The 22,029-nt window shown below is 71.9% G+C and carries 18 protein-coding genes, 1 tRNA gene and 1 pseudogene; 10 read left to right on the top strand and 10 right to left on the bottom strand.

Going from position 1 to position 22,029, the window contains the following annotated elements:
• Positions 1-156 precede the first annotated feature (156 nt).
• A complete protein-coding gene (locus tag OG294_RS18360) occupies positions 157-2,073 on the top strand; it encodes a DoxX family protein (protein ID WP_327067581.1) in 1,917 nt (638 codons plus the stop codon).
• Between the two features lie 95 nt (positions 2,074-2,168).
• On the opposite strand, the gene OG294_RS18355 is transcribed toward OG294_RS18360, so the two are convergent.
• The 3 genes from OG294_RS18355 to OG294_RS18345 form a co-directional block, all read right to left on the bottom strand.
• Positions 2,169-2,936 (bottom strand): nucleotidyltransferase family protein, encoded by a 768-nt coding sequence (locus OG294_RS18355; RefSeq protein WP_327067580.1) that lies wholly within the window; start codon positions 2,934-2,936, stop codon positions 2,169-2,171.
• Positions 2,937-3,076: 140 nt separating this feature from the next.
• Complete coding sequence (locus OG294_RS18350) at positions 3,077-3,550, bottom strand: hypothetical protein (protein WP_327067579.1); 474 nt, start codon at positions 3,548-3,550, stop codon at positions 3,077-3,079.
• 175 nt (positions 3,551-3,725) lie between these two features.
• Complete coding sequence (locus OG294_RS18345) at positions 3,726-4,817, bottom strand: ABC transporter ATP-binding protein (RefSeq protein ID WP_327067578.1); 1,092 nt, start codon at positions 4,815-4,817, stop codon at positions 3,726-3,728.
• Between the two features lie 289 nt (positions 4,818-5,106).
• Here OG294_RS18345 and OG294_RS18340 point away from each other — a divergent pair.
• Together OG294_RS18340 and OG294_RS18335 are read left to right on the top strand one after the other, a co-directional pair.
• Positions 5,107-5,180, top strand: a tRNA-Thr gene (locus OG294_RS18340).
• A 118-nt stretch (positions 5,181-5,298) separates the two neighbouring features.
• A pseudogene (locus OG294_RS18335) lies at positions 5,299-6,436 on the top strand (DUF3631 domain-containing protein).
• Positions 6,437-6,824: 388 nt separating this feature from the next.
• On the opposite strand, the gene OG294_RS18330 reads toward OG294_RS18335, so the two are convergent.
• The 6 genes from OG294_RS18330 to OG294_RS18305 form a co-directional block, all read right to left on the bottom strand.
• Positions 6,825-7,895, bottom strand: coding sequence for a UDP-N-acetylmuramate dehydrogenase (locus OG294_RS18330; protein WP_327067577.1), 1,071 nt, complete (start codon positions 7,893-7,895; stop codon positions 6,825-6,827).
• A 13-nt stretch (positions 7,896-7,908) separates the two neighbouring features.
• Positions 7,909-8,940 carry a serine hydrolase domain-containing protein gene (locus tag OG294_RS18325; RefSeq protein ID WP_327067576.1) on the bottom strand — a complete coding sequence of 344 codons (1,032 nt, stop codon included), beginning with the start codon at positions 8,938-8,940 and terminating at the stop codon, positions 7,909-7,911.
• Positions 8,937-10,250: a UDP-N-acetylglucosamine 1-carboxyvinyltransferase gene (locus tag OG294_RS18320; protein WP_327067575.1), complete on the bottom strand. Its 1,314-nt coding sequence runs from the start codon at positions 10,248-10,250 to the stop codon at positions 8,937-8,939. The genes OG294_RS18325 and OG294_RS18320 overlap by 4 nt, the downstream gene beginning before the upstream one ends.
• 2 nt (positions 10,251-10,252) lie before the next feature.
• Positions 10,253-10,954: a hypothetical protein gene (locus OG294_RS18315; RefSeq protein WP_327067574.1), complete on the bottom strand. Its 702-nt coding sequence runs from the start codon at positions 10,952-10,954 to the stop codon at positions 10,253-10,255.
• Between the two features lie 81 nt (positions 10,955-11,035).
• Positions 11,036-11,242, bottom strand: a complete 207-nt coding sequence (locus OG294_RS18310; RefSeq protein WP_327067573.1) for a hypothetical protein — start codon at positions 11,240-11,242, stop codon at positions 11,036-11,038.
• A 104-nt stretch (positions 11,243-11,346) separates the two neighbouring features.
• Entirely contained in the window at positions 11,347-12,639 is a 1,293-nt protein-coding gene (locus OG294_RS18305) for a helix-turn-helix domain-containing protein (RefSeq protein ID WP_327067572.1), read from the bottom strand.
• 285 nt (positions 12,640-12,924) lie between these two features.
• Here OG294_RS18305 and OG294_RS18300 point away from each other — a divergent pair, with 285 nt between their 5' ends.
• The 3 genes from OG294_RS18300 (at position 12,925) to OG294_RS18290 (ending at position 14,749) form a co-directional block, all read left to right on the top strand.
• A complete protein-coding gene (locus tag OG294_RS18300) occupies positions 12,925-13,866 on the top strand; it encodes a hypothetical protein (protein ID WP_327067571.1) in 942 nt (313 codons plus the stop codon).
• Positions 13,867-13,957: 91 nt separating this feature from the next.
• Positions 13,958-14,524, top strand: a complete 567-nt coding sequence (locus OG294_RS18295) for a mobilome CxxCx(11)CxxC protein (protein WP_327067570.1) — start codon at positions 13,958-13,960, stop codon at positions 14,522-14,524.
• 21 nt (positions 14,525-14,545) lie between these two features.
• Positions 14,546-14,749, top strand: coding sequence for a hypothetical protein (locus OG294_RS18290; RefSeq protein WP_327067569.1), 204 nt, complete (start codon positions 14,546-14,548; stop codon positions 14,747-14,749).
• Positions 14,750-15,303: 554 nt separating this feature from the next.
• Here OG294_RS18290 and OG294_RS18285 read toward each other — a convergent pair.
• Positions 15,304-16,176, bottom strand: coding sequence for a polysaccharide deacetylase family protein (locus tag OG294_RS18285; RefSeq protein ID WP_327067568.1), 873 nt, complete (start codon positions 16,174-16,176; stop codon positions 15,304-15,306).
• A 179-nt stretch (positions 16,177-16,355) separates the two neighbouring features.
• On the opposite strand from OG294_RS18285, the gene OG294_RS18280 reads away from it, so the two are divergent.
• The 4 genes from OG294_RS18280 to OG294_RS18265 all read left to right on the top strand — a co-directional run bounded on the left by OG294_RS18280 (position 16,356) and on the right by OG294_RS18265 (position 22,013).
• Entirely contained in the window at positions 16,356-17,606 is a 1,251-nt protein-coding gene (locus tag OG294_RS18280; protein ID WP_327071590.1) for a M23 family metallopeptidase, read from the top strand.
• Between the two features lie 484 nt (positions 17,607-18,090).
• Complete coding sequence (locus tag OG294_RS18275) at positions 18,091-19,821, top strand: ABC transporter ATP-binding protein (RefSeq protein WP_327067567.1); 1,731 nt, start codon at positions 18,091-18,093, stop codon at positions 19,819-19,821.
• Positions 19,818-21,647, top strand: a complete 1,830-nt coding sequence (locus OG294_RS18270) for an ABC transporter ATP-binding protein (RefSeq protein WP_327067566.1) — start codon at positions 19,818-19,820, stop codon at positions 21,645-21,647. The genes OG294_RS18275 and OG294_RS18270 overlap by 4 nt, the downstream gene beginning before the upstream one ends.
• Before the next feature lie 84 nt (positions 21,648-21,731).
• The gene (locus OG294_RS18265) at positions 21,732-22,013 is read left to right on the top strand and encodes a hypothetical protein (RefSeq protein ID WP_327067565.1); all 282 of its coding nucleotides are present in this window, start codon (positions 21,732-21,734) and stop codon (positions 22,011-22,013) included.
• Positions 22,014-22,029 lie beyond the last annotated feature (16 nt).

The following is a 22,029-nucleotide window of genomic DNA, read 5'->3' as shown; positions in this document are numbered from 1 at the left end:
GTGGACACCAGAACACCTCGGCGCCCCAGGCTGGGCCAAGCGGCAGGGATAGAGGCTGAGCCCGGCCTCAGCACCGTCAAGGTGCCGAGCGATCCGGCTCGACTCAGCAGCACCCAGGTCAGCTTCCGGCTCAGACTGGCCGATCCGGTCGCGCCCATGATCGACGCGCCGCCGGCATCCGCCGTCCCGGTCGCGGACGCCTTCGGGCGCCCCTACGCGGCGCTCAGCTACGGTGGCCGGCCCGGGCTGGTCCGGGCCGGGAGCGCGGACGGCGGCGCGATGGCCGGCCGCGTGGGCGCGCCGCGCCGCAAGGGCCGGGTCACCGCGGTGACCTGGAGCGGCCAGGCGGCCCCCGGCGACCTTGCGGCCACTCAGCTGCTGGACGCGGTGCGGCGGGGCACCGCGCCGGCACCGGTGGGCGGCTCCGTGGCCGCCGCCGGGGGCGCGCCGATGGCCGGCGGCGCCGTGGGGCTGGTCGACTCCGAGCAGACCCAGCCGCTGGAGACCATGCCCGGCTGGGACGACACGCCCGCCGGGGGTGCGTACCGCTTCGACAGCTCCGGCTCGTACGCCGGGGCACAGGCCTATGCCGGGGCCGACGCGTACGCCGGCGGCGGGTCGTACGGCGGGACCGAGACGTACGGCGGCTCCCGTCCGTACGGGCGCGGAGCGGTGCCGCGGCAGCCGCACGGCTGGTCGGGCGAGCCCGACGGCGCCGAGCGGAGCGGCCCCGGGCCGCTCGACGGCGGATCACCCGACGGCGGATCACGCGACGGAGCCCCGCGCATCGCCCGGCAGGGCGCCGGGCAGCGGGCGGGGAGTGCGCGGTCGCAGTCGCCGCTGGAGCGGGCCAGGCCGGGCTGGCAGCCCGCCGGCGCGCTGCCCGAGCACTCGGCCGGCACCGCCGCCGCGGAGGAGAACCGGCACGTCTGGCAGCCGGGGCGGCGGGTCGACCTGGGCCTGGTGCTGCTGCCGCTGCGGGTGCTGCTCGGCTCGCTCTCCGTCTACGCCGGGTTCAGCAAGCTCTGCGACCCGGTCTACTTCGACGGCGGCGCACGCGGTTCGATGATGCGCTGGCTCGGCTCGCTGCACCCGTGGAAGGTGGCCCAGCCGCTGCTGGACTTCGCCATGGCGCACCCCGTCGGGGCGGGTCTCGGTGTCGCCTTCACCGAGGTCGTGGTCGGCGTGCTCTCGCTGCTCGGCCTCTGGCAGCGCCTGGCGGCCGGCACCGCGATGGTGCTCTCGGCGGCGCTGCTCTTCACCGTCAGCTGGCGGGCCGTGCCGGTCTACGACACGCCCGACCTGATCTTCCTGGCGGCCTGGAGCCCGCTGCTGATCGCGGGCGCCCCGTTCGCCTCGCTGGACGGCCGGCTGACCCTGGAGGCCTGGCGCCGCTACGGTCCGCAGCAGCCCAGGGCGGTGCGTCGGCGGGTGCTGCGGCGCGGCAGCGTGGTGGCCGTGGTGGTGATCGGGCTGACCCTGCTGCTCGGCTCGCTGCTGGGCGCCGCGGTGCGCACCGGTGGCACCCTGCAGCCCGGCCCGGCCCAGCCGTCGACCGACTACGGCACGCCGGTGTGGCCGGCCGCGACCGGCGGCTCGGCAGGACCGCACGCGCCCGGTGCCCCGGCCCCCGGCGCGCCCTCGGCCACCAAGCCGTCGGCCGCACCGTCCGCCTCGCCCTCGGGCTCGCTGCCGCCGTCCGCGCCGCCCTCGCCGTCGCCAACGGCCAAGAGCGGCAAGGCGGCCCACCCGTCCCCGTCCGGCCGGGGCGGGGCGAGCGAGGCCCCGGCTGCGGGCAGCCAGCCCGGGCAGGGCGGTTCGACCGCCGGATCGCCGGCCGGTGCCGCGACGCCGGCCGGGTCGGCGGGCTCGGCCGGATCGGCGCCCGGGGCGGGCGGCTCGACCGGTTCGAGCAGCAGCACCCGGGCGCCGAAGCCCGCGCCGAGCGGCGACGGGCTGATCGGCGGGGTGCTGGGCAGCGGGGCACCCTCGCTGCGACTGCCGACCAGCCTGGGGATGCCGGCGGGCGACGCTGCCGGTGGCTCGCCGACCGCGGCGCGGCCGGTGGTCTGAGGCACGGCCCGGCTGGTCTGATCCAACGTCAGTTGCCCTCCCCCGGAAAGTCCGGGGGAGGGCAATCGGCGTTCCGGTGCTCGCTGTGCGGCGTGCTACTCGCCCAGGTGCTGCTGCAACTGGGCGAGTTCCTTCGCGGCCTCGGTGAGGTCCTTGGCGGTGTCGATCGCCCGCCAGTACACGCCGTGCGGCAGCTGGTAGCCCGCCAGCCGCTTGGCGCGGGCGAGTTGGGGGAAGGTCGTTCGCTCGTGGTCACCCACGTCCGGCAGCAGCTCGGCGAAGCCGGGGGCGAAGACGTAGAGCCCGGCGTTGATCAGGAACGGGGAGGGCGGCGCCTCGATGAAGTCCAGGACGTTGCCGAACCGGTCGGTCTCCACCGCACCCCAGGGGATCCGCGGACGGGCCAGCGCGAGGGTCGCCAGGGCGTCCCGTTCGTGGTGGAAGGCGGCCATCTCGCGCAGGCTGAACCTGGTCCAGATGTCCCCGTTGGTGGCGTACCAGGGCTCGTCCGGGCGCGGCAGCGCCTTCGCGGCGAACTTCAACCCGCCGCCGCGGCCCAGCGGTTCGACCTCGACGACGGTGCTGGCGCGCAGCGGCAGGTCGGCCTGGTCCAGCCAGGCCTGCAGCACCTCGGCCAGATGGCCGCAGGAGATCACCACATCCGTCACGCCTTCGGCTGCCAGCCAGGCGAGTTGGTGTCCCACGATCGGGGTACCGGTGCCGGGGATCTCGACCAGCGGCTTGGGGCGGTCGTCGGTGTAGGGGCGCAGGCGTGACCCCTGGCCGCCGGCCAGGATCACCGCCTGCGTCACAGCGGGGGCGGTGGGAGCGGCGGAGGGGGCGGGGGCGTCGTAGCCGGTCATGGGCAGCAGGATAGGACCGGCGGGGCCGCTGCGGGTGCTACTCGGCTCCGGCCGTGGCCGAGGTGACGGCCGATCGCCGCGGTGACGGCCGATCGCCGCGGTGACGGCCGATCAGGGCCGGAGCCGGGGGCCGGTCCCGGTCAGCCCGTGATGCCGGCGGCGAAGGAGCCGTCGCAGACCGGGCGCGCGAAGGACCGGGCGCGCTGCACGTCGCCCTGGTACAGCTTCAGCGTCGCCTGCCCCAACTCCTTGGCGAGCGTGGAGCAGTACGGCGTGAGCGAGGGCTGCTCGCGCATGGTGCGCTCCAGCAGGTCCAGCGCCGAGCCGGCCCCCTGGGAGCGGAGCTCCTCCAGCAGGTCGGCGCGGAGCGCGTCCTGCGGGGCCAGGCCGGGGTGCGCGGCGGCCGGGCCGGTGCCGTCGGGGCCGGTCGTGCCGGTCGCCGGGCTGCGCCCGATGCCGGTGCCGGCAGCACTGGTCGCGGCGACCACCTGCTGGTCGTCCCGGATGGGCGGGGCCCAGGCGACCCGGGTCACGGCGAGGGTGCCGGTGGTCACCAGGACCACGGGCAGGGTGAGGGCGAGGGTCTGGCCGATGCGGCGAACGAGCTGCTTCACGGGAGTGAGGGTAGCGCCGTGTGAGACGGTGCGGACACACCGTCACACGGACGAGTGATACACCGTCAGGGCCCCGCCGGACGCGTGTCCGACGGGGCCCTGAGTGGTCGTTCGGGTGTGCTGGCCGGTCCTGCTGACTGGTCGTACTGACTGGTGTGCTGGCCGGTCCTGCCGATCAGGCGCTGAGGCGGGCGCCCGTGCTGGTCGAGAAGACGTGGGTCTCGCCGCCGGTCGGGACCACGTGCACGGTCTCGCCCTTCGCCGGGATCTGCCGGCCGTGCACCCGGACCACGATGTCGGCGTCCTCGCCGCCGAGCTTGGTGGTGCCGTAGACGAAGCCGTCCGCGCCGAGCTCCTCGACCACGTTGACCGTGACGGCCACGCCCTCGATGCCGCCGCCGGAGACGATCTCGAAGTGCTCGGGGCGGATGCCCACGGTCACCGTCTTGTCGCTGCCGGCGCCGGCCAGGTGCTCGCGGTCGATGTTGATCACCGAGCCGCCGAACTTCACGCCGCCGTCCACCAGCGGGACCTCGACCAGGTTCATCGCGGGCGAGCCGATGAAGCCGGCGACGAAGACGTTGGCGGGCTTGTCGTACATCCGGCGCGGGGTGTCGACCTGCTGCAGCAGACCGTCCTTGAGCACCGCGACGCGGTCGCCCATGGTCATGGCCTCGGTCTGGTCGTGCGTCACGTAGACCGTGGTGATGCCCAGGCGGCGCTGCAGGCCGGCGATCTGGGTGCGGGTCGAGACGCGGAGCTTGGCGTCCAGGTTGGAGAGCGGCTCGTCCATCAGGAAGACCTGGGGCTCGCGGACGATCGCGCGGCCCATCGCGACACGCTGGCGCTGACCACCGGAGAGCGCCTTCGGCTTGCGGTCCAGGTACTCGGTGAGGTCGAGGATCTTGGCGGCCTCCTCGACCTTCTTGCGGATCTCCGCCTTGTTGACGCCGGCGATCTTGAGCGCGAAGCCCATGTTGTCGGCGACGGTCATGTGCGGGTAGAGCGCGTAGTTCTGGAACACCATGGCGATGTCCCGGTCCTTCGGCGGCAGGTGGGTCACGTCGCGGTCGCCGATCCGGATGGCGCCGCCGTTCACGTCCTCCAGGCCCGCGAGCATCCGCAGGCTGGTCGACTTGCCGCAGCCGGAGGGGCCGACCAGAACGAGGAACTCGCCGTCCTCGATGTGCAGGTCCAGCGCGTCGACGGCGGGCTTGGTGCCGCCCGGGTAGAGGCGGGTCGCCTTGTCGTACGTGACAGAAGCCATGGCTGTGCTCTCCTTCACCGGCAGGAACGTGCCGGACGATCCGAGTAAAGGCTGGATTGTTCGAACCGGCGCCGCTGGTGGTCCAGACCACAGGAGAATCGGTTCGGGCCGAGGCTACCTGTCCGTTCGTCCGATTGTCAGCCCCTCCTCATACCAGTCCGATCACACTGCCCACCCCCGCCCCCACTTCCCGTCCCCTTCTCAGCACCCGCCCACCCCCACACCGGCCACCCCTGCCGGTAGACTGCCACCCGGTTGCCACCACGGGCTCACCGTGGCCGGCCGCCATGCCTCCTTAGCTCAGCTGGCCAGAGCACCGCTCTTGTAAAGCGGGGGTCGTCGGTTCGAACCCGACAGGGGGCTCAGAGAATCACCTTGGATGAGCTGCAGGTTTGGCCTTCTGGGGCTTCATCGCCGGCCTCGGACGAGTCGTCCGAGGCCGTTTGCGTGAGCGGATGGCCTGGTGTGCGCGGTGTTCGTGCTGACCGACCCGGGCGCCCGGTCAGGTGACCCGGTCGCCCCAGCAACGCCAGGTGCGGGCCTGCTGTCCGAACTCCGCTCGGCCATCGCCAGGTACGTCATCCTGCCGTCCGAGCAGGCCCTGGACGCGGTGACTCTGTGGGTGGCTGTCACCCACCTGCAGCCTGCCTGGCAGCACGCACCTGCCTGGCCGTCACCGGCCCGGCCGAGCGGTGCGGCAAGTCCCGACTGCTCGACGTGATCACCGAGACCGTCCACGACCCGCTCATCACGGTCAACGCGACCCCGGCGGCCATCTTCCGGTCGATCACCGACAAGCCGCCGACCCTGCTGGTGGACGAGGCTGACACCCTGTTCGACAGCGTCAAGGCGGCAGAGAAGAACGAGGAGCTGCGCGGCCCGCTGAACGCCGGTCGCCAGCGCAATCGGCCCACGCTGCGGGTACCCGGGCCCGACCACAAGCCGATGAAGTTCCCCACCATCGCCGTGGCGGCCCTGGCCGGGAGCGGTGACCTTCCGGACACGTTCATGGACGGTCGGTGGTCATCCGCATGCGCCGCCGAGCACCGGGCGAGAGCATCGCCTCGATCCGCACCATTCGGGACACCCCGGGCCTGCACGGCCTGCGGGACCGCCTCCGCGCATGGGTGGCACCTCTGGTCGACGTGGCTGGCGAGTTGGAGCCTCCCATGCCCGTCGAAGACCGCGCGGCGGACACCTGGGAGCCGCTGGTGGCGGTCGCCGACCTCGCCGGAGGCGAGTGGCCCGTCCGCGCCCGTGCGGCCTGCCGCGCCATGACCGCGCAGTCCGGACAGGACGAGGACGGCGGCCTGAAGAGCGGGATCCTGCTCGACATCCGCCGAGTCTTCGCAGCGGGCGGCAACCCGGACGCCCTGTCGACCGAGCACCTCCTGGCCGCCCTGAAGGCTGACAGCGAGGCACCGTGGGCTGAGTGCGGACCCACCGGGCTGAGTGCACGAGGACTGCAGCTCCTGCTCAAGGACTACGGCATCAGCTCGGCGAACATCCGCTTCGACCGCGACACCCAGCGCAAGGGCTTCACCCGCAACAGCTTCCTGGACGCCTGGAACCGCTACTGCCCCGATCCGGCCGAGCAGCCCTCCGGGATCGGCCGCTGACCCTCCACCACCCGTACCACCCGTCCCCGCCCAGCTCAGGGCGGGGACGGGTCACTTCCCCGCAACGAGTCCAGCCGTCCCGTCTCCGCGATCCGTACCAGCCTGACCAGCAATGCGACGGGTGGGACGACTGTGACGGCATGTCCAGGAATTGCGCGAGGGACAGACCGACGGAGGACCACAGGCTGAGACCGCAGGCGGAGCAAGTTGTGGGGTAAGGAGTCCTTACCCCAGCTCGCCCGCGAGTCGGCAGCAGACCCAGGGGTGCCTGCCGCCGAGAAGGGGGTGGCCCAGGCCTGCCGTACCGAGGGCCCACGGGGCGGCCAGCACGCCGCTGTTCGCTGCTGCGTGAGTCCGCGACCTGCGGCGCCTCCAACGGCCTCTTCCCTCACGTGCCCGAGTCGGGACACCACTCTGAGGGCTGCTTGCACAAGCCAATAGCAGTGGGCTCGGGTCGAAGAGTGATTCCGGTGCTCGCGGCGACTCGCCCGGTGAGCCGGAGGAGCGCTTTGGTGAAGCCCGCTGCCGTGGCTCCATGGTCGGCTACGAGTGTGAGGCTCCTGTAGGCCGAGCAGCGAACGCCCGCGACGACGGTGTCTCCGGGCCGAAATCCGGCGTGCTCCAGCATCCAGCCCGCGCTTGCTCGGAGTTGGCCGTCGGTGTCGCGGTGAGCCGGGCAGCCTGCGGCTGACCAGCGGTGGGCCTGGACAGGAGTGACGCGCGGATTGAGGAAGACCGAGCCGACCTGACGGGCTTCCGGGTTGTGGGGGTTGAGCAGGAGGCCCCGGCGGTGGCGGTTGGTCAGCACCGCAGCGGTCACCTCGGACACGGTAGGACAGGCGCCGATCGGGACACCGAGTTCGGCGGCGAGGTGCTGATAGGTCACTGGCGCGGCCTGGCTGGTCCGGGTGAGGTGCAAGGTCACACTGAGGACGGTCCAGCGGCCGATCTCGACCTTGAAACGGCTGTGGCGGTAGCCGAGCCGACACGTGTGGGCGGGCAGGGTAAGCAGTCGGTTGGTCTGCCAGTCCCAGGCCGTGACGTAGTCGAGGGTGTCCGCGAGCTGTTGGCCGTAGGCGCCGGTGTTCTGCACCGGGGCGGCTCCGGTGGTGCCGGGTATGCCTGCCAGGCACTCGATCCCGGCCAAATGCTCTGCAGCGGCCCAGCTGACGAGGTCGGTGAGCGGGTGGCCGGCCTGGACGGTGACGGCCACGGTGCTGTCGGCCGCCCGCTCGGCGGCGATGCCACGGGTGTTCACCACCACGACCGTGCCGGGGTAACCGGCGTCGGAGGCGATGACGTTGCTGCCGTGTCCGAGCACGACGGGCGCCCGCTCGCCCTGTTCGTGGACTGCTCGGACGATGTCGGGCCAGTCGGTGGGGTCGGAGAGGACCAGGACGCGATCGGCGGGCCCACCGAGGCGCAGGGTGGTCAGGGATGCGAGCGTGGTCGGGGCCACGGCTGGTTCCTCCCTAGGGTTCGGCGGTGATCGCCTTGAGCGCGAGGGCGCGCAGGGGTGCGAGGCGGGTGCGGTTGGCCTCGTGGTGATAGACCGCGTTGGTGCAGATGGCCAGGTACCGGCCGGTGCGCGGGGCGAGGTAGAGGCTGGTGCCGGTGAAGCCGTGGTGGTAGGCGACCTGTCCGTCGTCGGCGAGGATCCAGGCCAGACCGCGGTCCAGACCGGGCTCGATCGCGACCTGCGGGACCATGCTCTGGGCCAGCCAGCGGCCCAGCCGGGTGCCGTCGCGGTGACAGGTCAGGAGGGTGCCCGCGTAGGTGGCCAGGTCGGCGGCGGTGGTGAAGACACCCGCGTGGCCGGCTACCCCGCCCAGCAGGGCGGCGTTGTCGTCGTGCGGGATCCCCCACAGGCGCGGGGCTCCCGCCAGGCGCCTTTCGGTCGGGGCGACTTGGCTCGAGCGGCTGATGGGCCCGTAGGTGGTATTGGTCATCTCGAGAGCGGCCCATGCCTCGGCGGCGAGGTTCTCCAGGCGGTGGCCTGCGTCCTGAGCGAGCAGGAGGCCGGCGAGGATGAAACCGCGGTTGATGTAGCGGTGGCTGGCCCCGGGCTTGCCGATCAGCGACTCGTCGCAGATCAACTGGGCCAGGTCCTCGGTCCGGCCGCGGTACTGGTCCAAGCGGGTAACGGCCCGCAGCCCGGTGGTGTGGGTGAGGATCTGGCGAACCGTCACCTTCGCACCGGGAGCCTCGGCCGGCACGCTGGGCAGGAAGGTGTGGACCGGGCGGTCAATGTCGATGCAGCCGAAGAAGATCAGCAGCCAGGTGGCCAGCACCTTGGTCAACGAGGCCGCGTCGTAGAGCGTGTCCGGGCCGGGGCGGGCTCCGGTGCACTCGGGGGCTACGATGCCCGCTGTCAGGAAGCCCGGCTCGCCGTCGAAGGTGCCGTGGGCGATGACACCGCCGGGCACCGTGCCGTCGGCGGTCAGCAGCTTCAGGCACTCCCGCAGATCGGCGAGCACGGTGGGCTTCCACGAAGAGGTGGTCACGGCATCTCCTGATCGATAATCAACCTGGCACCCAGTGAGGCCAGTTTGGGGAGCAGGCCGCCGTAGCCGCGTCGCAGGTGGTACATGCCACGGATCGTAGAGGTGCCCTCGGCCGCCAGGGCGGCGATCAGCATCGCGGTGACTGCTCGGATGTCCTCCCCGACCACGTCGGCGGCGACGAGCGCGGCGGGACCGCGCACGGTGATGACCGAGCCATCGACGTTGACGGCGGCGCCGAACGCGCGCAGCGGACCGACATGGGTGCCGCGCTCGGTGTAGACCCGTTCCTCGATCTGTGAGCCGCCCGGGGCCTGGGTGAGGAAGGCGGTCAGCTGAGGCTGCACGTCGGTCGGGAAGGCGGGGTGGGGGCCGGTGACCATGTGCAGGGCGCGGGGGCCGGTCGGGCAGCGAGCGAGCGTGCCGCCGTTCACAGAGGTCAGCTCGATTCCGGCGTCGGCGAAGACGGCCACCAACCCCGTGGGGAACTCGCTGGTCGGGAAGTCGTCCAGGTGGACGGTGCCGCCGGTGATCGTGGCGGCCAGGGCGAGGGTGGCGGCCTCCAGCCGGTCCGGCGGGACTTGGAAGGCACCGCCGGTGATGCGATCAGTGCCGGTGACGTGCAGGGCGGCGGTGCCTTTCCAGGTGAGGCCGACCCCTCCGGCCGCGAGAACCGAGGCCGTGACCATCACTTCGGGCTCGACGCTGGGGTTGAGGATGGTGGACGTTCCGCGGATGCGGGCGGCCAGCAGCATCGCGGTGACCGTGGCGCCCAGGCTCGGGCCCCAGGAGCGAGTGGCGGCGTCGGTCGTGAAGGGCGCCGAGTCCCAGCTGGCGATACGGGCCTTCACGTGGGTGCCAGTGACGGCCAGGGTCGCGCCGGCGGCCTCCATTGCGGCGAGGTGCCGGTCGATCAGGCGCCGGCAGAAGGCGTCGCCGCCCGGCAGCGGGAAGGTGACCTGTCCGGCCCTGGCGAGCAGGGCGGCGGCCATGACAGCGGTGATGCGGATGCGGCGGCCGAGCTGGTCGGGGATGACCGGGTACCAGGCGGCGGCTGGGACGGTCTCGAAGCGGTCGCCGATGACCTTGGTCGGGGTGCCGGTGTGGTTGAGGATCTCCGCGCAGACCAGGGTGTCCAGGATCTCCGGGGTGCCGGTCAGGGTCAGCGGCTCGTCGGCCAGGAGGGCGGCGGCGTACAGGTGCAGGGCGATGTTCTTGCTGCCCTGCACCGGCACCGCGCCCTCCAGGCGGTGGCCGCCGGTGATGTGGACGGTCCGGTCGTCGGTGATGGGCGGCAGCGGGGTCTGGTCCATGGTCACCTTCCCTGGCTTCCGGCGGGGAAGAAGCCCCCGACCTGGGTCTTGGGGTAGAGCACGGTGTGCGCGCCGATGAGGGTGGCGGGCTGGAGCACGGTGCCGGCCGGGATGATGACGCCGTCGCCGATGACCGCGCCGAACTTGGTCTGGCCAGTGGCGATGCGGTGACCGTCAAGGTAGGCGTTGACCTCCTCGGTGGCCGGTTCGGTGACCGGGCCGGAGGTGCACCGCAGGCCGGTGGTGGAGACGAAGGCACCGATGTTGACGCCCAAGCCGAGGACTGAGTCGCCGACGAAGCTGGTGTGCTTCATGAAGGCGCCGCCGATCAGCAGGCTGCGGGTGACCTCGGCGCCGAAACCGACCCGGCAGCCGGGCCCGATGACGGTGTTGTCGCGCACTCGGGCACCGGCCTCGATGACGGCACCGGGGCAGATCAGGACAGGGCCGGTGACGAACGCGCCCTCAGCGATAGCTGCGCCGGCCGCGACGATGACCTCTCCTTGGACGATGGCGCCGGGCTCGATGACGCCCTCCGAGGTGGGCAGAGAGAAGCCGTCACGGCCGGCGAGCAGGTTGGTCATGGCCTTCTTGAGGCCGAAGACGGTGGGGCAGCAGCTGAGCAGGTGGAGCACAACCGGGTCTGTGACCTGCTCGGTGTCGAAGTAGTACTCCGGGGTGGTGCGGTAGTCGATGCGCGCCAATTCAGCACTGAGCATTGGGATTTCGGGGGCATGGTGCATAGCTGTTCTCCTCTCGGGCGAGCGAGTGAAGAGGTGGCTGACCTAGCTCACGGGCAGGTCAGGTGTGGTGGCGGGGATGGCCGCCTGAGGGTGCACGTCGGCCTGGTGGATGGAGAGGCCGAGTAGCAGGAACACGGGGAGGTGCAGCGCAGCCCAGGACGCGGTCAGGAAGGTGCCGAGCCGGTCGCGGTCGGGCGCACGGTGGCGCGGACTGGAGACGGCGGGGGAGGAGAGGCTGTTCGTCGGCATACCGGCGCTCTCGTCAGCAGGGACAGGAGTGGCTGTCCTCAGTGAAGGGCTCCGGCGAAGATCAGGTCCGTAGCGCGACTACGGGCCCGTAAGACGCTTACGGGTCAGACGAGTCGGACGCCTGCGCGGGCGGCGAAGTCGCGCACGCCGGGCAGGGTCCTGTCGTGGCTGAGTAGGCCAGTCGCGATCTGGCGTGCGGAGCTACGGCGGATCTCCTGCGGAGCGGCCTGCTCGGCAGCCAGCAGTGCACGGTAGGTCTGCCTCGGCTTGCCCCACTGGTCGTAGGCGCGGGCCACGTCGATGAAGAAGCGCGCCTGCCGCTCGGAGGTGGGCAGTGCGGCCGGATTGATCGTCCGGGCCAGCTCGATCGCCTGGCCCGCATCGCCGAGCTCGTAGTGCACCGACACGTGGTGGAGGGCCACGCTCTGCATGCCGTCGGTGTCGCCGGCGGCGCGAGCCGTGTCAGCTGCCTCGCTGATCAGCGAGTGCGCGTAGCTGCGGTCGCCGAGCTTCGCGGCGGTGTAGGCGGCGGTGGCGTACAGGTCGCTCTGGGCAGCGAGGCGGGCCGGCTCCGGGATGTTGTCGTTGCGCTGCAGTTCATGTGCGGCCCGCACGGCGATGTCGGTGGCTCGGCTCAAGTGCCCTTGTCTGCGCCAGGCGCTGGAAACCATCCGCTGGGCCTCGGCGACGACCAGGCCATCGCCGCTGACCCGGGCGGCGGTCAGGGCACGGTCCGAGGTGATGGCGACCAGGCCGTTGTCGCCAACCTTGATGCACAGCCGAGCCGCGATGTTGTAGAGCGCAGCCACTGCGCGGGCCGACTCCTCCGGTGCGCCGACGCTCTGCGCGGCGGCGATCCATCCCGGGAGGGCCTGGCCGAGGGCGTCGTAGCGGGCGGCCCGGAACTCCTGACGTGCCGTCGCGAGCGAGGCTCGAACGCTCTCGAGGGTGGGCTCGCGCTGTCCGGGGATCGCTGCCGTCCCGTTCAGCACCAGGTCCTCTAACGGAGCCAGTGGTGCCGGGCTCGCGCCGGCAGGCTGGGCACCGATGATGACAGGGGTGAAGACGGCGGCAGCGGCAGCGGCCAGGAGTTCGCGGCGTCGCACCTCGTCGTCAACCTCCTCGGCAGCCGGATCGGCTGTCAGCCTAGCCGAGCTGACCTTGCGTCGAGGCGAAGCGGACGACGCTGCGGCGGGTTGCGGATGGGCGAGCAACTCGTCGAGCGTTGTGCCGAGAACGCGGGCGAGAAGGGACAGCATCTCGACCTTCCGCACCGGGATGACGTCGCGCTCGACGCCGGACACCCAGTCCTCGGTCCGGTCTACCTCGGCGGCGAGGTCGCGCTGATACCAGCCCTTGCGCCCGCGCAGCTTGGCGATGAACTCGCCGAAGGTCACACCCTCGCCTCCAGCCACGCCTGCCCCCAGCTACCCGTAGGCAATCGACTACATGGAGCAACAGTAGCGAGCTGTGAGTGCTTGCTGTATCCCCTTGAGAGGTTGAAGCCGCGCGGGGGATCATGTGCGTTCGGCGGTGGCCAGTCGTCGTGTCATGGGCACTGCGTGATTCGTCCTCTCGGCGCTGGTTGCACCGGCTTTCGTCTTTTAATGACTTGGCGGGGTGCTGGGCGATACGCTGACATGGCGGCCTGGTGGCTGAGCACCGAAGGAGGGGCATTCTCCATGAGTATCGCTGTTGACAGTGATGGCGCATCGTCAGAGTCTAGCTTCGAGCGCGACTTCTGCGGTGAGATGCTACCTCGGCTGCTGGTAAAGGCGGGCGCCTCAAGAGAAAAAGCAGACCTTGTTGCCCGCGACGTTGCGGGCCGCGCTCAGGCTACTGTTGCCCTGCCGGCCGAATATTTCGACGTTCTTATCACCCCGTTTCTTGAGGAGGTGACGCAGCATAGGCCGATCAATGCTCCTGCATGGCTAAGGGCAGCGGTGGTCGTTGTAGTCCGCAACAGTTCTCTGGAGGAATTGCACGCCCTGAATGGACTGCTGAGCAATCGGGATATCGCGGCTATCACTGAAGCTGCCACAGTTCCTCTTCGCGCGCTCCTGGAGGCCCCGGCCCAGCCGATCGGTCTCAATCCGTTGGCTGGGCTTGACGTGCGCTACCCAAGAGCATGGGCATGTATGGCAGCATTGTCTGATCTCATGGCAGCCAGCCATGAGGGTGAGATCAATTATGAATCGCCTCATGGTCCTATGCCAATGCTGCCGCGTTCTGACGAGTTGGTGCAGGTCAAGGAAAGTAGTGCCATCAAGGGCGTCAATCGCGCTAATGCGGTTGTGGCATCCGCAGTTGACCCACGTTTCGATCAGGCGCTTATTGGTCTGATGAAGCAGATCCAGGCCGGAGCGGCAGAAGTCGTTCCACTGTCTGCGCTCAGTCGGCTGTCTCGTAGTAGTGAGAAGCAGTTCCGAGTCCTTGAGTTTCTGCTTGCCCACAATGCGACAGTATTGACAACGAACTATCTGCTATCGCCAGGAGCTGTGGCAGTACGCGAGCGCCCTTTTGTCAAGCCGGACTCGTATAATCCAGTCGTCGGCTGGCGGAAGGAGCGCGGGCTGAGTCCCGCTCACCGGGACCTCGCTAGGGAAATTCGGAAGCTTTTCTGAATCGTGTCATTCCAGTTGCACCGCGAGTGTCGCGTGACTTGGGGACCTTCCGTTGCCGTCGGAGGGCGGGAAGTTTGGTGGGGAAGGGCACATGGCGGCAGGTATCGACGACTGCCGGCGCAAGTGTTGGGACGCGGCCCTGCATGCCTACGGGACCGGCTATATCTTCCAGAAGCGGACCAGCCGTCTGAAGCACAAGACTGACCTGCTGACCTGGGTCGGCTTCGCCGTCCCGTTGCTCGTCGGAGCATTGGTAGGAACCTTCGGCAAGGGAAAGGTCTGGAGCCTAGTCCTCGTCATCGCGTCCGTGATCGGGGCGGCACAACTTGCCTTGAGCCTTTGGTCCCTCGTCAAGCGTTGGCCGGAGGAACTGTCCTACTCCTCTGCCTCAGCCACAGCTAACGAATCGCTCGCCTCCAGGTTCGCTGCACTGGGCGAAGATCCTCCTAGCCTTCATCTGTTGCGGGCTCAGTTCGAGAAGCTGACCGTCGAAGACACTGCCCGGCGGGAGAGAGACAACGAGAAGGGCGTGACGGAGAAGGAACGCCGCATGGGCATGCGTGCCGCGTTGCGCAAGTTCCGGCGTCAATGTCCGGCTTGCCAACTAACTCCAACCTCAATGGACCCATCCGACTGTGGTGTCTGCGGAAAGTTCTAGTCGCCAGCGAGGAGCCTGTACATGGACAGCAAGGTAGCCGCAGTTCTGCAGGGATTCATTGCCCTCACGCCGACCCAGCGTGCCGAGTTCGTCACTGTCGTCAACGAGTACATCGGCGGCAACCCGCCCATTCAGGACCGCCTGACCGAGGAGTCCAGGAGGGACTGGATCATCAAGGTAGACCTGGGACCGACCTCCCAGATTTGCCCTTGCTGCGGCCGGTAGCACTGTTCCAGTCACCAGGTTCTGTCGCGGCCTGGTAACGGCGTGCGGCCGCCTCCTTGTCACGAGCGGGTGCTGCGCCAGCCAGGGAGAGCCGGCTAGGTGGGCAGGATGCCTCACGCCTCGGACACCTCGGTCCTGCGGTTGGTTGAGGTCTGCTGGGGCGGCCCCGAACTCAGCGGCGGTGAGCTCGCATTGCGGGGCGAGCGCTTGATCATCTTCGCGTCTTGCACTCCAGATGCGCGAGCGATGCGTGAGCGGACGGGATGACAGGAGCTGTCCAGAGGTGGTGGATCACGGAGCATGCCGCGCGGCGCTGAGCAGCCGGAACAGCACCACGCGGCACTAGCGATCACGCCCCGTCAGGATCCGGGTGGGGCTTGTAAAGCGGGGGTCGTCGGTTCGAACCCGACAGGGGGCTCAGGGCTTCGAGCTCCACAGCGCACGACGAGGGCCAGGTCACCGGGGTAGTCCCGGGGAGCCTGGCCCTTGGTCATTGTTCGGGGCGCGCGGGTGGTCAGTGCGGCTGGTGCCACGGTCGTGCCGACGGATGCGCCTCAGAGCGTGACGAAGCTCAGGCCCTTGGCCTTGAGCGCGGGCAGCACGGTCTTCAGCGCGTCCACCGTCTGCGAGCGGTTGCCGCCGCCGTCGTGGCAGAGCAGGATGTCGCCGGGCTTGGCGGCCATCAGCTTCTCGGTGATCTTCGGGACGCCGGGGCGCTTCCAGTCGTCCGGGTCGACGTCCCAGTCGATCGGGAGCATCCCGTACTTGGCGGCGGCGGCGAAGATCGCCGGGGACCAGTCGCCGCCGGGCGAGCGGAACAGGGTCGGAGCGGGGGCGCCGGCGTCCACGATGACCGACTGCGCGTCGGTGATCTGCTTCTCGATCTCCGCGGGGGTGCGCTTCGAGAGCGGCTGCGGGTGGGTCATCGTGTGGTTGGCCACCGTGTGCCCGTCGGCGGCGAGCTGGCGGATCAGGTCCTTGTGGGCGTGCCCCGGGATCCCCACCACGTTGAAGGTGGCCCGGATGTCGTACTTGCGCAGCAGCGCCAGCACCTGCGGGGTGTAGACCGGGTCGGGGCCGTCGTCGATGGTCAGCGCGATCGCGTCGGCGGGTGCGTTCGGCAGGATGTCGTGCACCTTGAAGACCGGCTTGGTGCGCACCGCCACCGGTGAGGCCGCCGCGGGGCTGGGCAGGGCGGAGATGGCGTTCGGGTCGACCGTGGCGTTGGGCGAGAAGGAGTCTGACGGGCTCTCGCCCGGGGTGGCGCCGGTGTGGGCGTGCGCGGAGTCCGAGCAGCCGGCCAGCGCGGCGGAGGCCAGCGAGGCCGCGCCCAGGGTGCCCCAGGTGAGCAGGCGGCGGCGGGAGGGGAAGAAGGGGGAGGCCGAGCGGGACGGGTCGGCCGGCTGAGAGGGCCTGGGTATCGGCATCAGTGGGACCTCAGGACTGGGGTGGCGGGACGGATACGTATCGATCGACGCGGTGCGGGCCCGAACAGTTCCACGGGGAGCGGAGGTTGAGCTTGACCGGCCGGTCGCCCGGAACGAGACTGAGTCGGCGATCCGGGGGGTCCGAAGGTCGTGCGAGGGGGAACGCGCGCGTGAGCAGGATGGATGTCGAGCAGGAGCGCTTGCGAGATTATCTGACAGGTTCGCGTCCTGATCACTCGCTCTTCGCTCCGGAGTTCCTGGCGGAGGTGACCGGCGAGGAACTCGCGGAGCTCCGCCGCGAGCTCCGGCCGCTGCTGGGCAGGGTGTGGACGATCGAACCGGACGATGCGGCAGGGGCGGACGAGGCGTCGCCGGGCCGCTACCGGGTGCGCTGCCCGCGGGCGGTGGTCGAGGCGCGGGTGGCGGTGGACGGGCGCGGCCTGATCACCGAACTGCTGCTGGAGCCGGTCCCGGCCGAACGGCCGCGGTCGGTCGGCGAGCGGCTGCGCGACCTGCGGGGGCCGGCGATCGCGCTGGGCTTCCTGCTGGTCCTGCTGGCGATGGCGGTCGACTCGGTGCTGGCCGGGAGCCGGGCCGGAACGCTGGCCGCGCTGGCGGGCGTGCCCGCCCTGGCGGTGGTCTGCTGGTTCGGCGTGCCCTGGAGCTGGGCCAGCCAGTACGCCCGGCTGCCGGTGGTCGCCGCCGCGCTGGTCCTGGCGGCCGTCGGCCTGGCGCGGCTGCCGGGACTGCCGACCGGTCGGGGCGGCTACCTGCGGCTCGCCTTCGCGGGGTCGGCCTGGCTGGCCGCCGCCGCGATCCTGCGCGGCCTGCGGGAGGCTCCCGGCGAGCGCGCGCCGCTGCTGATCGCCAACCCGCTGCCGGGCAGCCGGGTGCTGATCGGCCAGGGCGGCGGGGGCGGCGTCAACCACCATGCCGGGCACCCGGTCCAGCGGTACGCGCTGGACCTGCTCTGCCTGAACCGCTTCGGCGCCAGGGCCCGGGGTCCGGCCCCGCGCCGGCTCGCGGCCTACCAGGCGTACGGCGCCACGGTGGCCGCGCCCTGCGCGGGGACGGTGCTCGCCGTCCTCGACGGGCAGGCCGACCAGCCGGTGCAGGCCAGCCCGTTCGAGCCGGCGCCGCAGGTGCGGCAGCACGCCTACGGCAACCACCTGCTGCTGCGGGTCGAGGCCGGCGGGGAGGTGGTGCTGGCGCTGGCGCACCTGCGGGCGGGCAGCCTGCGGGTCGCTGTGGGCGAGCGGGTCGAGGTCGGGCAGCCGCTGGCCGAGGTGGGCAATTCGGGCAACACCACCGAGCCCCACCTGCATCTGCACGCCGCGGCACGGGTCGGCGGCGAGCTGGTGCCGGTGCCGGTGCGGCTCGTGGGCCGGCCCGGGCGCACGCCGTGGCGGGGGCGACGGCTGGACCGCTGACCCGGCCGCCGGGGGGCCGGGAGCGCTGCCGGTGTTGCCCGGGGGCGCTGCCGGTGCCGCCCGGGCGTGCCGCCGGTGTCGCCCGGGAGTGCGTCCGAGGTCGCCCGAGTGCGTCCGGTGCGGCCCGGCGGCGACGCCGCCATTTCGCTTGCTCCGTGTGCACCCGTCCAGCAGGATGTCCCGGCGGACTTCGAGTGCCGCGGGCTCGGGGTGAGGACCGGGTGGGGCGCTTTTCCGCCCGCCGGTTCCTCTGGCCGACCGAGGCCGCATCCGGCCGTCCGCCGCCGTTGACGATCGACGGCTGCTGACCGGCGGTCGGCGATCACACGCACCGACCAGCCGTCCGCCCGCCCGCCCGTCCGACACGGACTCGGGGTGCGCGGACGGCTTGCCCGCGCGTGCCCAGCGGCGCCCGGCAGGCACGACGGACGGAGGAGCGGTGGCGGCGGCGACGGGTGACGGGGGTTGGGGGCTCGGACGGGCGATGCGCTACGTCCCGGCCGGGGGCGCCGGCCCGGGGGCCGACGCGGCGGGGGAGCAGCCGGACTGCCGGTCACCGCAGCGCTTCCTGCGCTGGCTGGCGGGCCGGCTGCGGGTCTCGGTGGCCTGGGGCGTGCTGCTGGGGGTGGTCGGCCTGCTCGCGGAGGCGTTGGTGCCGGCCGCGATCGGGCGCGCGATCGACAGCGGGATGGTCGGGCGCGACGAGCACGCGCTGCTGCGGTGGGGCGGGGCCGTCCTGCTGCTCGGCCTGGTGGTGAACACCGCGGCGATCCTGCGCGACCGGTGCAGCCTGATGGGCCAGCTCGGCGCGACCTACCTGACCGCCGAACTGATCACGCGTCAGTCCGGCAGGCTCGGCGCCACCCTGCCGAAGCGGGTCTCGGCCGGCGAGGTGGTCAGCGTCGGCAGCGGCGACATCGCGGCGCTGGGGCGGCTGATGGAGGTGGCCGCGCGCGCCTCGGGGGCCGCGGTCTCCGCGGTGGCGGTGGCGGTGATCATGCTGAGCACGGCTCCCGAGCTGGGCGCGGTGGTGCTGGTGGGGGTGCCGCTGATGGCCTGGGCGGTGGCCTGGCTGATCTGTCCGCTGCACCGCCGCCAGGAACAGCTGCGCGCCGGGCAGGGCGAGTTGACCGAGCTCGCGGTGGACATCGCGGGCGGGCTGCGGGTGCTGCGCGGGATCGGCGGGGAGCGAATCTTCGCCGACCGCTACCGGGCGACCTCGCAGCGGGTGCGCGGCTCCGGGGTCCGGCTGGCCCGGGTGGAGGCACTGCTGGACGGCGCGAAGGTGCTGCTGCCGGGGACGCTGGTGGCCGTCGTGGTCTGGCTCGGCGCCCGCGAGGTGCTGGACGGCCGTTTGAGCATCGGGCAGTTGGTCGCCTTCTACGGCTACGCGGTCTTCCTGGCACCGCAGTTGCGTCGGCTGACCGAGGCCGCGGACAAGCTGACCCGGGGCCGGGTGGCGGCGGCCCGGGTGATCCGGCTGCTCACGCTGGAGCCGGAACTGGCCGACGCGGGGCGGGCGGTGATGCCGGCCTGCGGCGTGCTGCACGACCCCGGGACGGGGCTGCGGGTCCAGCCGGGCCGGTGGACCGCCGTGGTCTGCGCCGACCCTGACGAGGTCGCCGGACTCGCCGACCGGCTGGGCCGCTACACCGACTCGGCGGCCGAGTACGGCGGTGTGCCGCTGACCGAGCTGCCGCTGGCCGAGGTGCGCGAGCGGATCCTGGTGGCGCCCGGCGACGCCCGCCTGTTCAGCGGGCCGCTGCGTCGTGAACTCGACCCGGCGGACCGGGCCGTGGCCGAGGAGCGGCTGCTGCTGGACGCCCTGGCGGCGGCGTCGGCCCGCGACATCGTGGCGGCGCTGCCCGGTGGGCTGGACGGCCGGATCGCCGAGTCCGGGCGGGAGTTCTCCGGTGGCCAGCAGCAACGCCTGCGCCTGGCCCGGGCCCTGCTGGTCGACCCCGGGGTGCTGGTGCTGATCGAGCCCACCAGTGCGGTCGACGCGCACACCGAGGCCCGGATCACCCAGCAGCTGGGCGCCGCCCGGGCCGGGCGCACCACGGTGACCTTCGCCACCAGCCCGATCCTGCTCTCCCATGCGGACCAGGTGGTGCTGGTCGTGGGCGGCAAGGTGGTCGCCGAGGGAACGCACCGCGAGCTGCTCGCCGACCCGGAGTACCGCAGCGTCGTCACCCGAGGAGGGGACCCGGCATGACCGCTGTCACCGACACCGGCACCGGCACCGGCACCGGCACCGGCACCGACCACGACGCTGCCATGCTGCCCGTCGCCTCCGCCCGGGACGTCCGCTCGTACGCACGCCGGTTGACGCTGCACCACCCCGCCGAGTTGGCCGGTGCACTGGCCCTGCACGCGCTCGCGGCCGCCTGCGGGCTGCTCGCCCCGCGGCTGCTCGGCGAACTGGTCGAGCAGTCCGGGCGCGGCGTCGACCACGCCGCCCGCACCGGGCTGCTGATCTGCCTCTCGGTCGCCCTGCAGGCCGGGCTGCTCCAGGTCGCGGTCTTCGCCTCCGCGCGGCTGGGCGAGAAGGTGCTGGCCGAGCTGCGCGAGGAGTTCGTCGAGCGGGTGCTCGCGCTGCCGCCGGCCATCGTGGAACGGGCCGGCGCCGGCGACCTGGTCAGCCGCACCACCCGGGACGTGGACGCGCTCTCCCGGGCCGTGCGCCAGGCCGTCCCGGACACCCTGGTCTCGGCCGGAATTATCGTGCTCACGCTCGGCGCGGTGCTGCTGCTCGGGCCGCTGCTGGCGTTGCCGTGCCTGGTGGCCGTGCCGGTGCTGTGGGGTGCGACGCGCTGGTACCTGTCCCGGGCGCGGGCCGGCTACCTGGCCGCGAACGCGTCCTACGCCCAGCTCGCCGAGGGCCTGACCGAGACCGTCGAGGGCGCGCGGACGGTGGAGGCGCTGCGGATCGCCCACCGCAGGCAGGAGCGGGCCGGCCGGGACATCGCCCGCTCGTACGCGGCCGAGCGGCACACGCTCTGGCTGCGCACCGTCTTCCTGCCCATCTCCGACACCGCCTACGTGCTGCCGGTGGTGGCCACGCTGGTCATCGGCGGGCTCTACTACCTGCACCACATGGCCTCGCTGGCGGCGGTCACCGCGGCCGTCCTCTACGTGCAGCAGACCATCGGACCGGTCGACACGGTGATCGCGCAACTCGACACCCTCCAGGTGGGCGGCGCCTCGCTGGCCCGCCTGCTGGGGGTGGCGCAGGCCGCGGCCCCCGCCCGGCAGACGGATCCGACGCAGCGGCGGCGGGGCCCCGGGCGGCTGCGGGCGGTGGGCGTCGGCCACGAGTACCGGGCCGGGCAGCCGGTGCTGCGCGGGGTCGACCTGGAGGTGCGTCCCGGGGAGCGGCTGGCGATCGTCGGCAGCTCGGGCGCCGGCAAGTCCACCCTGGGCCGGCTGCTGGCGGGCATCCACCCGCCGCACCGCGGTGCGGTGCTGGTCGACGGCGCGGTGCTGGCCGATCTGCCGCTGGACGAACGGCGTCGGCAGGTCGCCCTGGTGACCCAGGAGCACCACGTCTTCCACGGCTCGCTGCGCGAGAACCTCGCGCTGGGCCGGGCGGCGGCCGACGAGCGGCAGATGGTCGCGGCGCTGCGCGCGGTGGAGGCCTGGGAGTGGGCAGGCGGACTGGGTCTGGACACCCCGGTGGGCGCCGGCGGAGTCGAGCTCTCGCCCGCCCAGTCCCAGCAACTCGCACTGGCGCGGCTGGTGTTGGCCGATCCAAGGGTGCTGATCCTGGACGAGGCCACCTCGCTGGTCGACCCGCGCGCCGCCCGTCGCCTGGAGCGCTCGCTGGCGGCGGTGCTGGCCGGCCGCACGGTGATCGCGATCGCCCACCGGCTGCACACCGCGCGCGACGCCGACCGGGTGGCGGTGATGGAGGCCGGGCAGATCGTCGAACTCGGCTCGCACGAGGAGCTGTTGGCTCTGGGCGGCGTCTACGCCGGGCTCTGGGCGGTGGGTGCGGCGGCCGAGGAGGAGGGGAACTCGCCTGATTCGAACGGTGATTGACCGAAAAATTCGAGGGCGACCCAGTGGCCGCCGTCCCGCTGTGCTCCCTGTCGCGACACGTCACCGGGCGCCGAGGGGGCGGCCTTGAACGACATCCGGGTCCACCCGGACACCCTGCGGACGGCGGCCGCCGCGGTGCAGGACACCACCGCCGGGACCGGTCCGGCGCGGGGGCACTGGCTCGACGCGAGCTTCACGGCCGCAGGCGGTATGACCGGCTGGGAGCCCGGCGGTGCGCTGGGCGACTGCACCCATGGCTGGCAGACCCAACGGGCGGGGCCGGTGATGGTCGACCTCCCCGCTCTGCGAACGGCGGACCCCGGGTCCGCCGCTGCATGGGGTGAAGACCGCTCCGGCCGGGCGTGACGAGCCGCACAGCGGG

Origin of the sequence: Kitasatospora sp. NBC_01302 (genome assembly GCF_035976515.1) — a bacterium.
GTDB lineage: Bacteria > Actinomycetota > Actinomycetes > Streptomycetales > Streptomycetaceae > Kitasatospora.
Note: the sequence above shows the minus strand (reverse complement) of the source record. Positions and strands in the feature narration are given on the sequence as shown.

Coding starts and splice junctions, on each gene's coding strand:
- OG294_RS18360 (WP_327067581.1), top strand. CDS start 157: ATGATCGACGCGCCGCCGGCATCCGCCGTCCCGGTCGCGGACGCCTTC.
- OG294_RS18355 (WP_327067580.1), bottom strand. CDS start 2,936: ATGACCGGCTACGACGCCCCCGCCCCCTCCGCCGCTCCCACCGCCCCC.
- OG294_RS18345 (WP_327067578.1), bottom strand. CDS start 4,817: ATGGCTTCTGTCACGTACGACAAGGCGACCCGCCTCTACCCGGGCGGC.
- OG294_RS18320 (WP_327067575.1), bottom strand. CDS start 10,250: ATGGACCAGACCCCGCTGCCGCCCATCACCGACGACCGGACCGTCCAC.
- OG294_RS18310 (WP_327067573.1), bottom strand. CDS start 11,242: ATGCCGACGAACAGCCTCTCCTCCCCCGCCGTCTCCAGTCCGCGCCAC.
- OG294_RS18300 (WP_327067571.1), top strand. CDS start 12,925: ATGAGTATCGCTGTTGACAGTGATGGCGCATCGTCAGAGTCTAGCTTC.
- OG294_RS18295 (WP_327067570.1), top strand. CDS start 13,958: ATGGCGGCAGGTATCGACGACTGCCGGCGCAAGTGTTGGGACGCGGCC.
- OG294_RS18290 (WP_327067569.1), top strand. CDS start 14,546: ATGGACAGCAAGGTAGCCGCAGTTCTGCAGGGATTCATTGCCCTCACG.
- OG294_RS18285 (WP_327067568.1), bottom strand. CDS start 16,176: ATGCCGATACCCAGGCCCTCTCAGCCGGCCGACCCGTCCCGCTCGGCC.
- OG294_RS18280 (WP_327071590.1), top strand. CDS start 16,356: ATGGATGTCGAGCAGGAGCGCTTGCGAGATTATCTGACAGGTTCGCGT.
- OG294_RS18275 (WP_327067567.1), top strand. CDS start 18,091: ATGCGCTACGTCCCGGCCGGGGGCGCCGGCCCGGGGGCCGACGCGGCG.
- OG294_RS18270 (WP_327067566.1), top strand. CDS start 19,818: ATGACCGCTGTCACCGACACCGGCACCGGCACCGGCACCGGCACCGGC.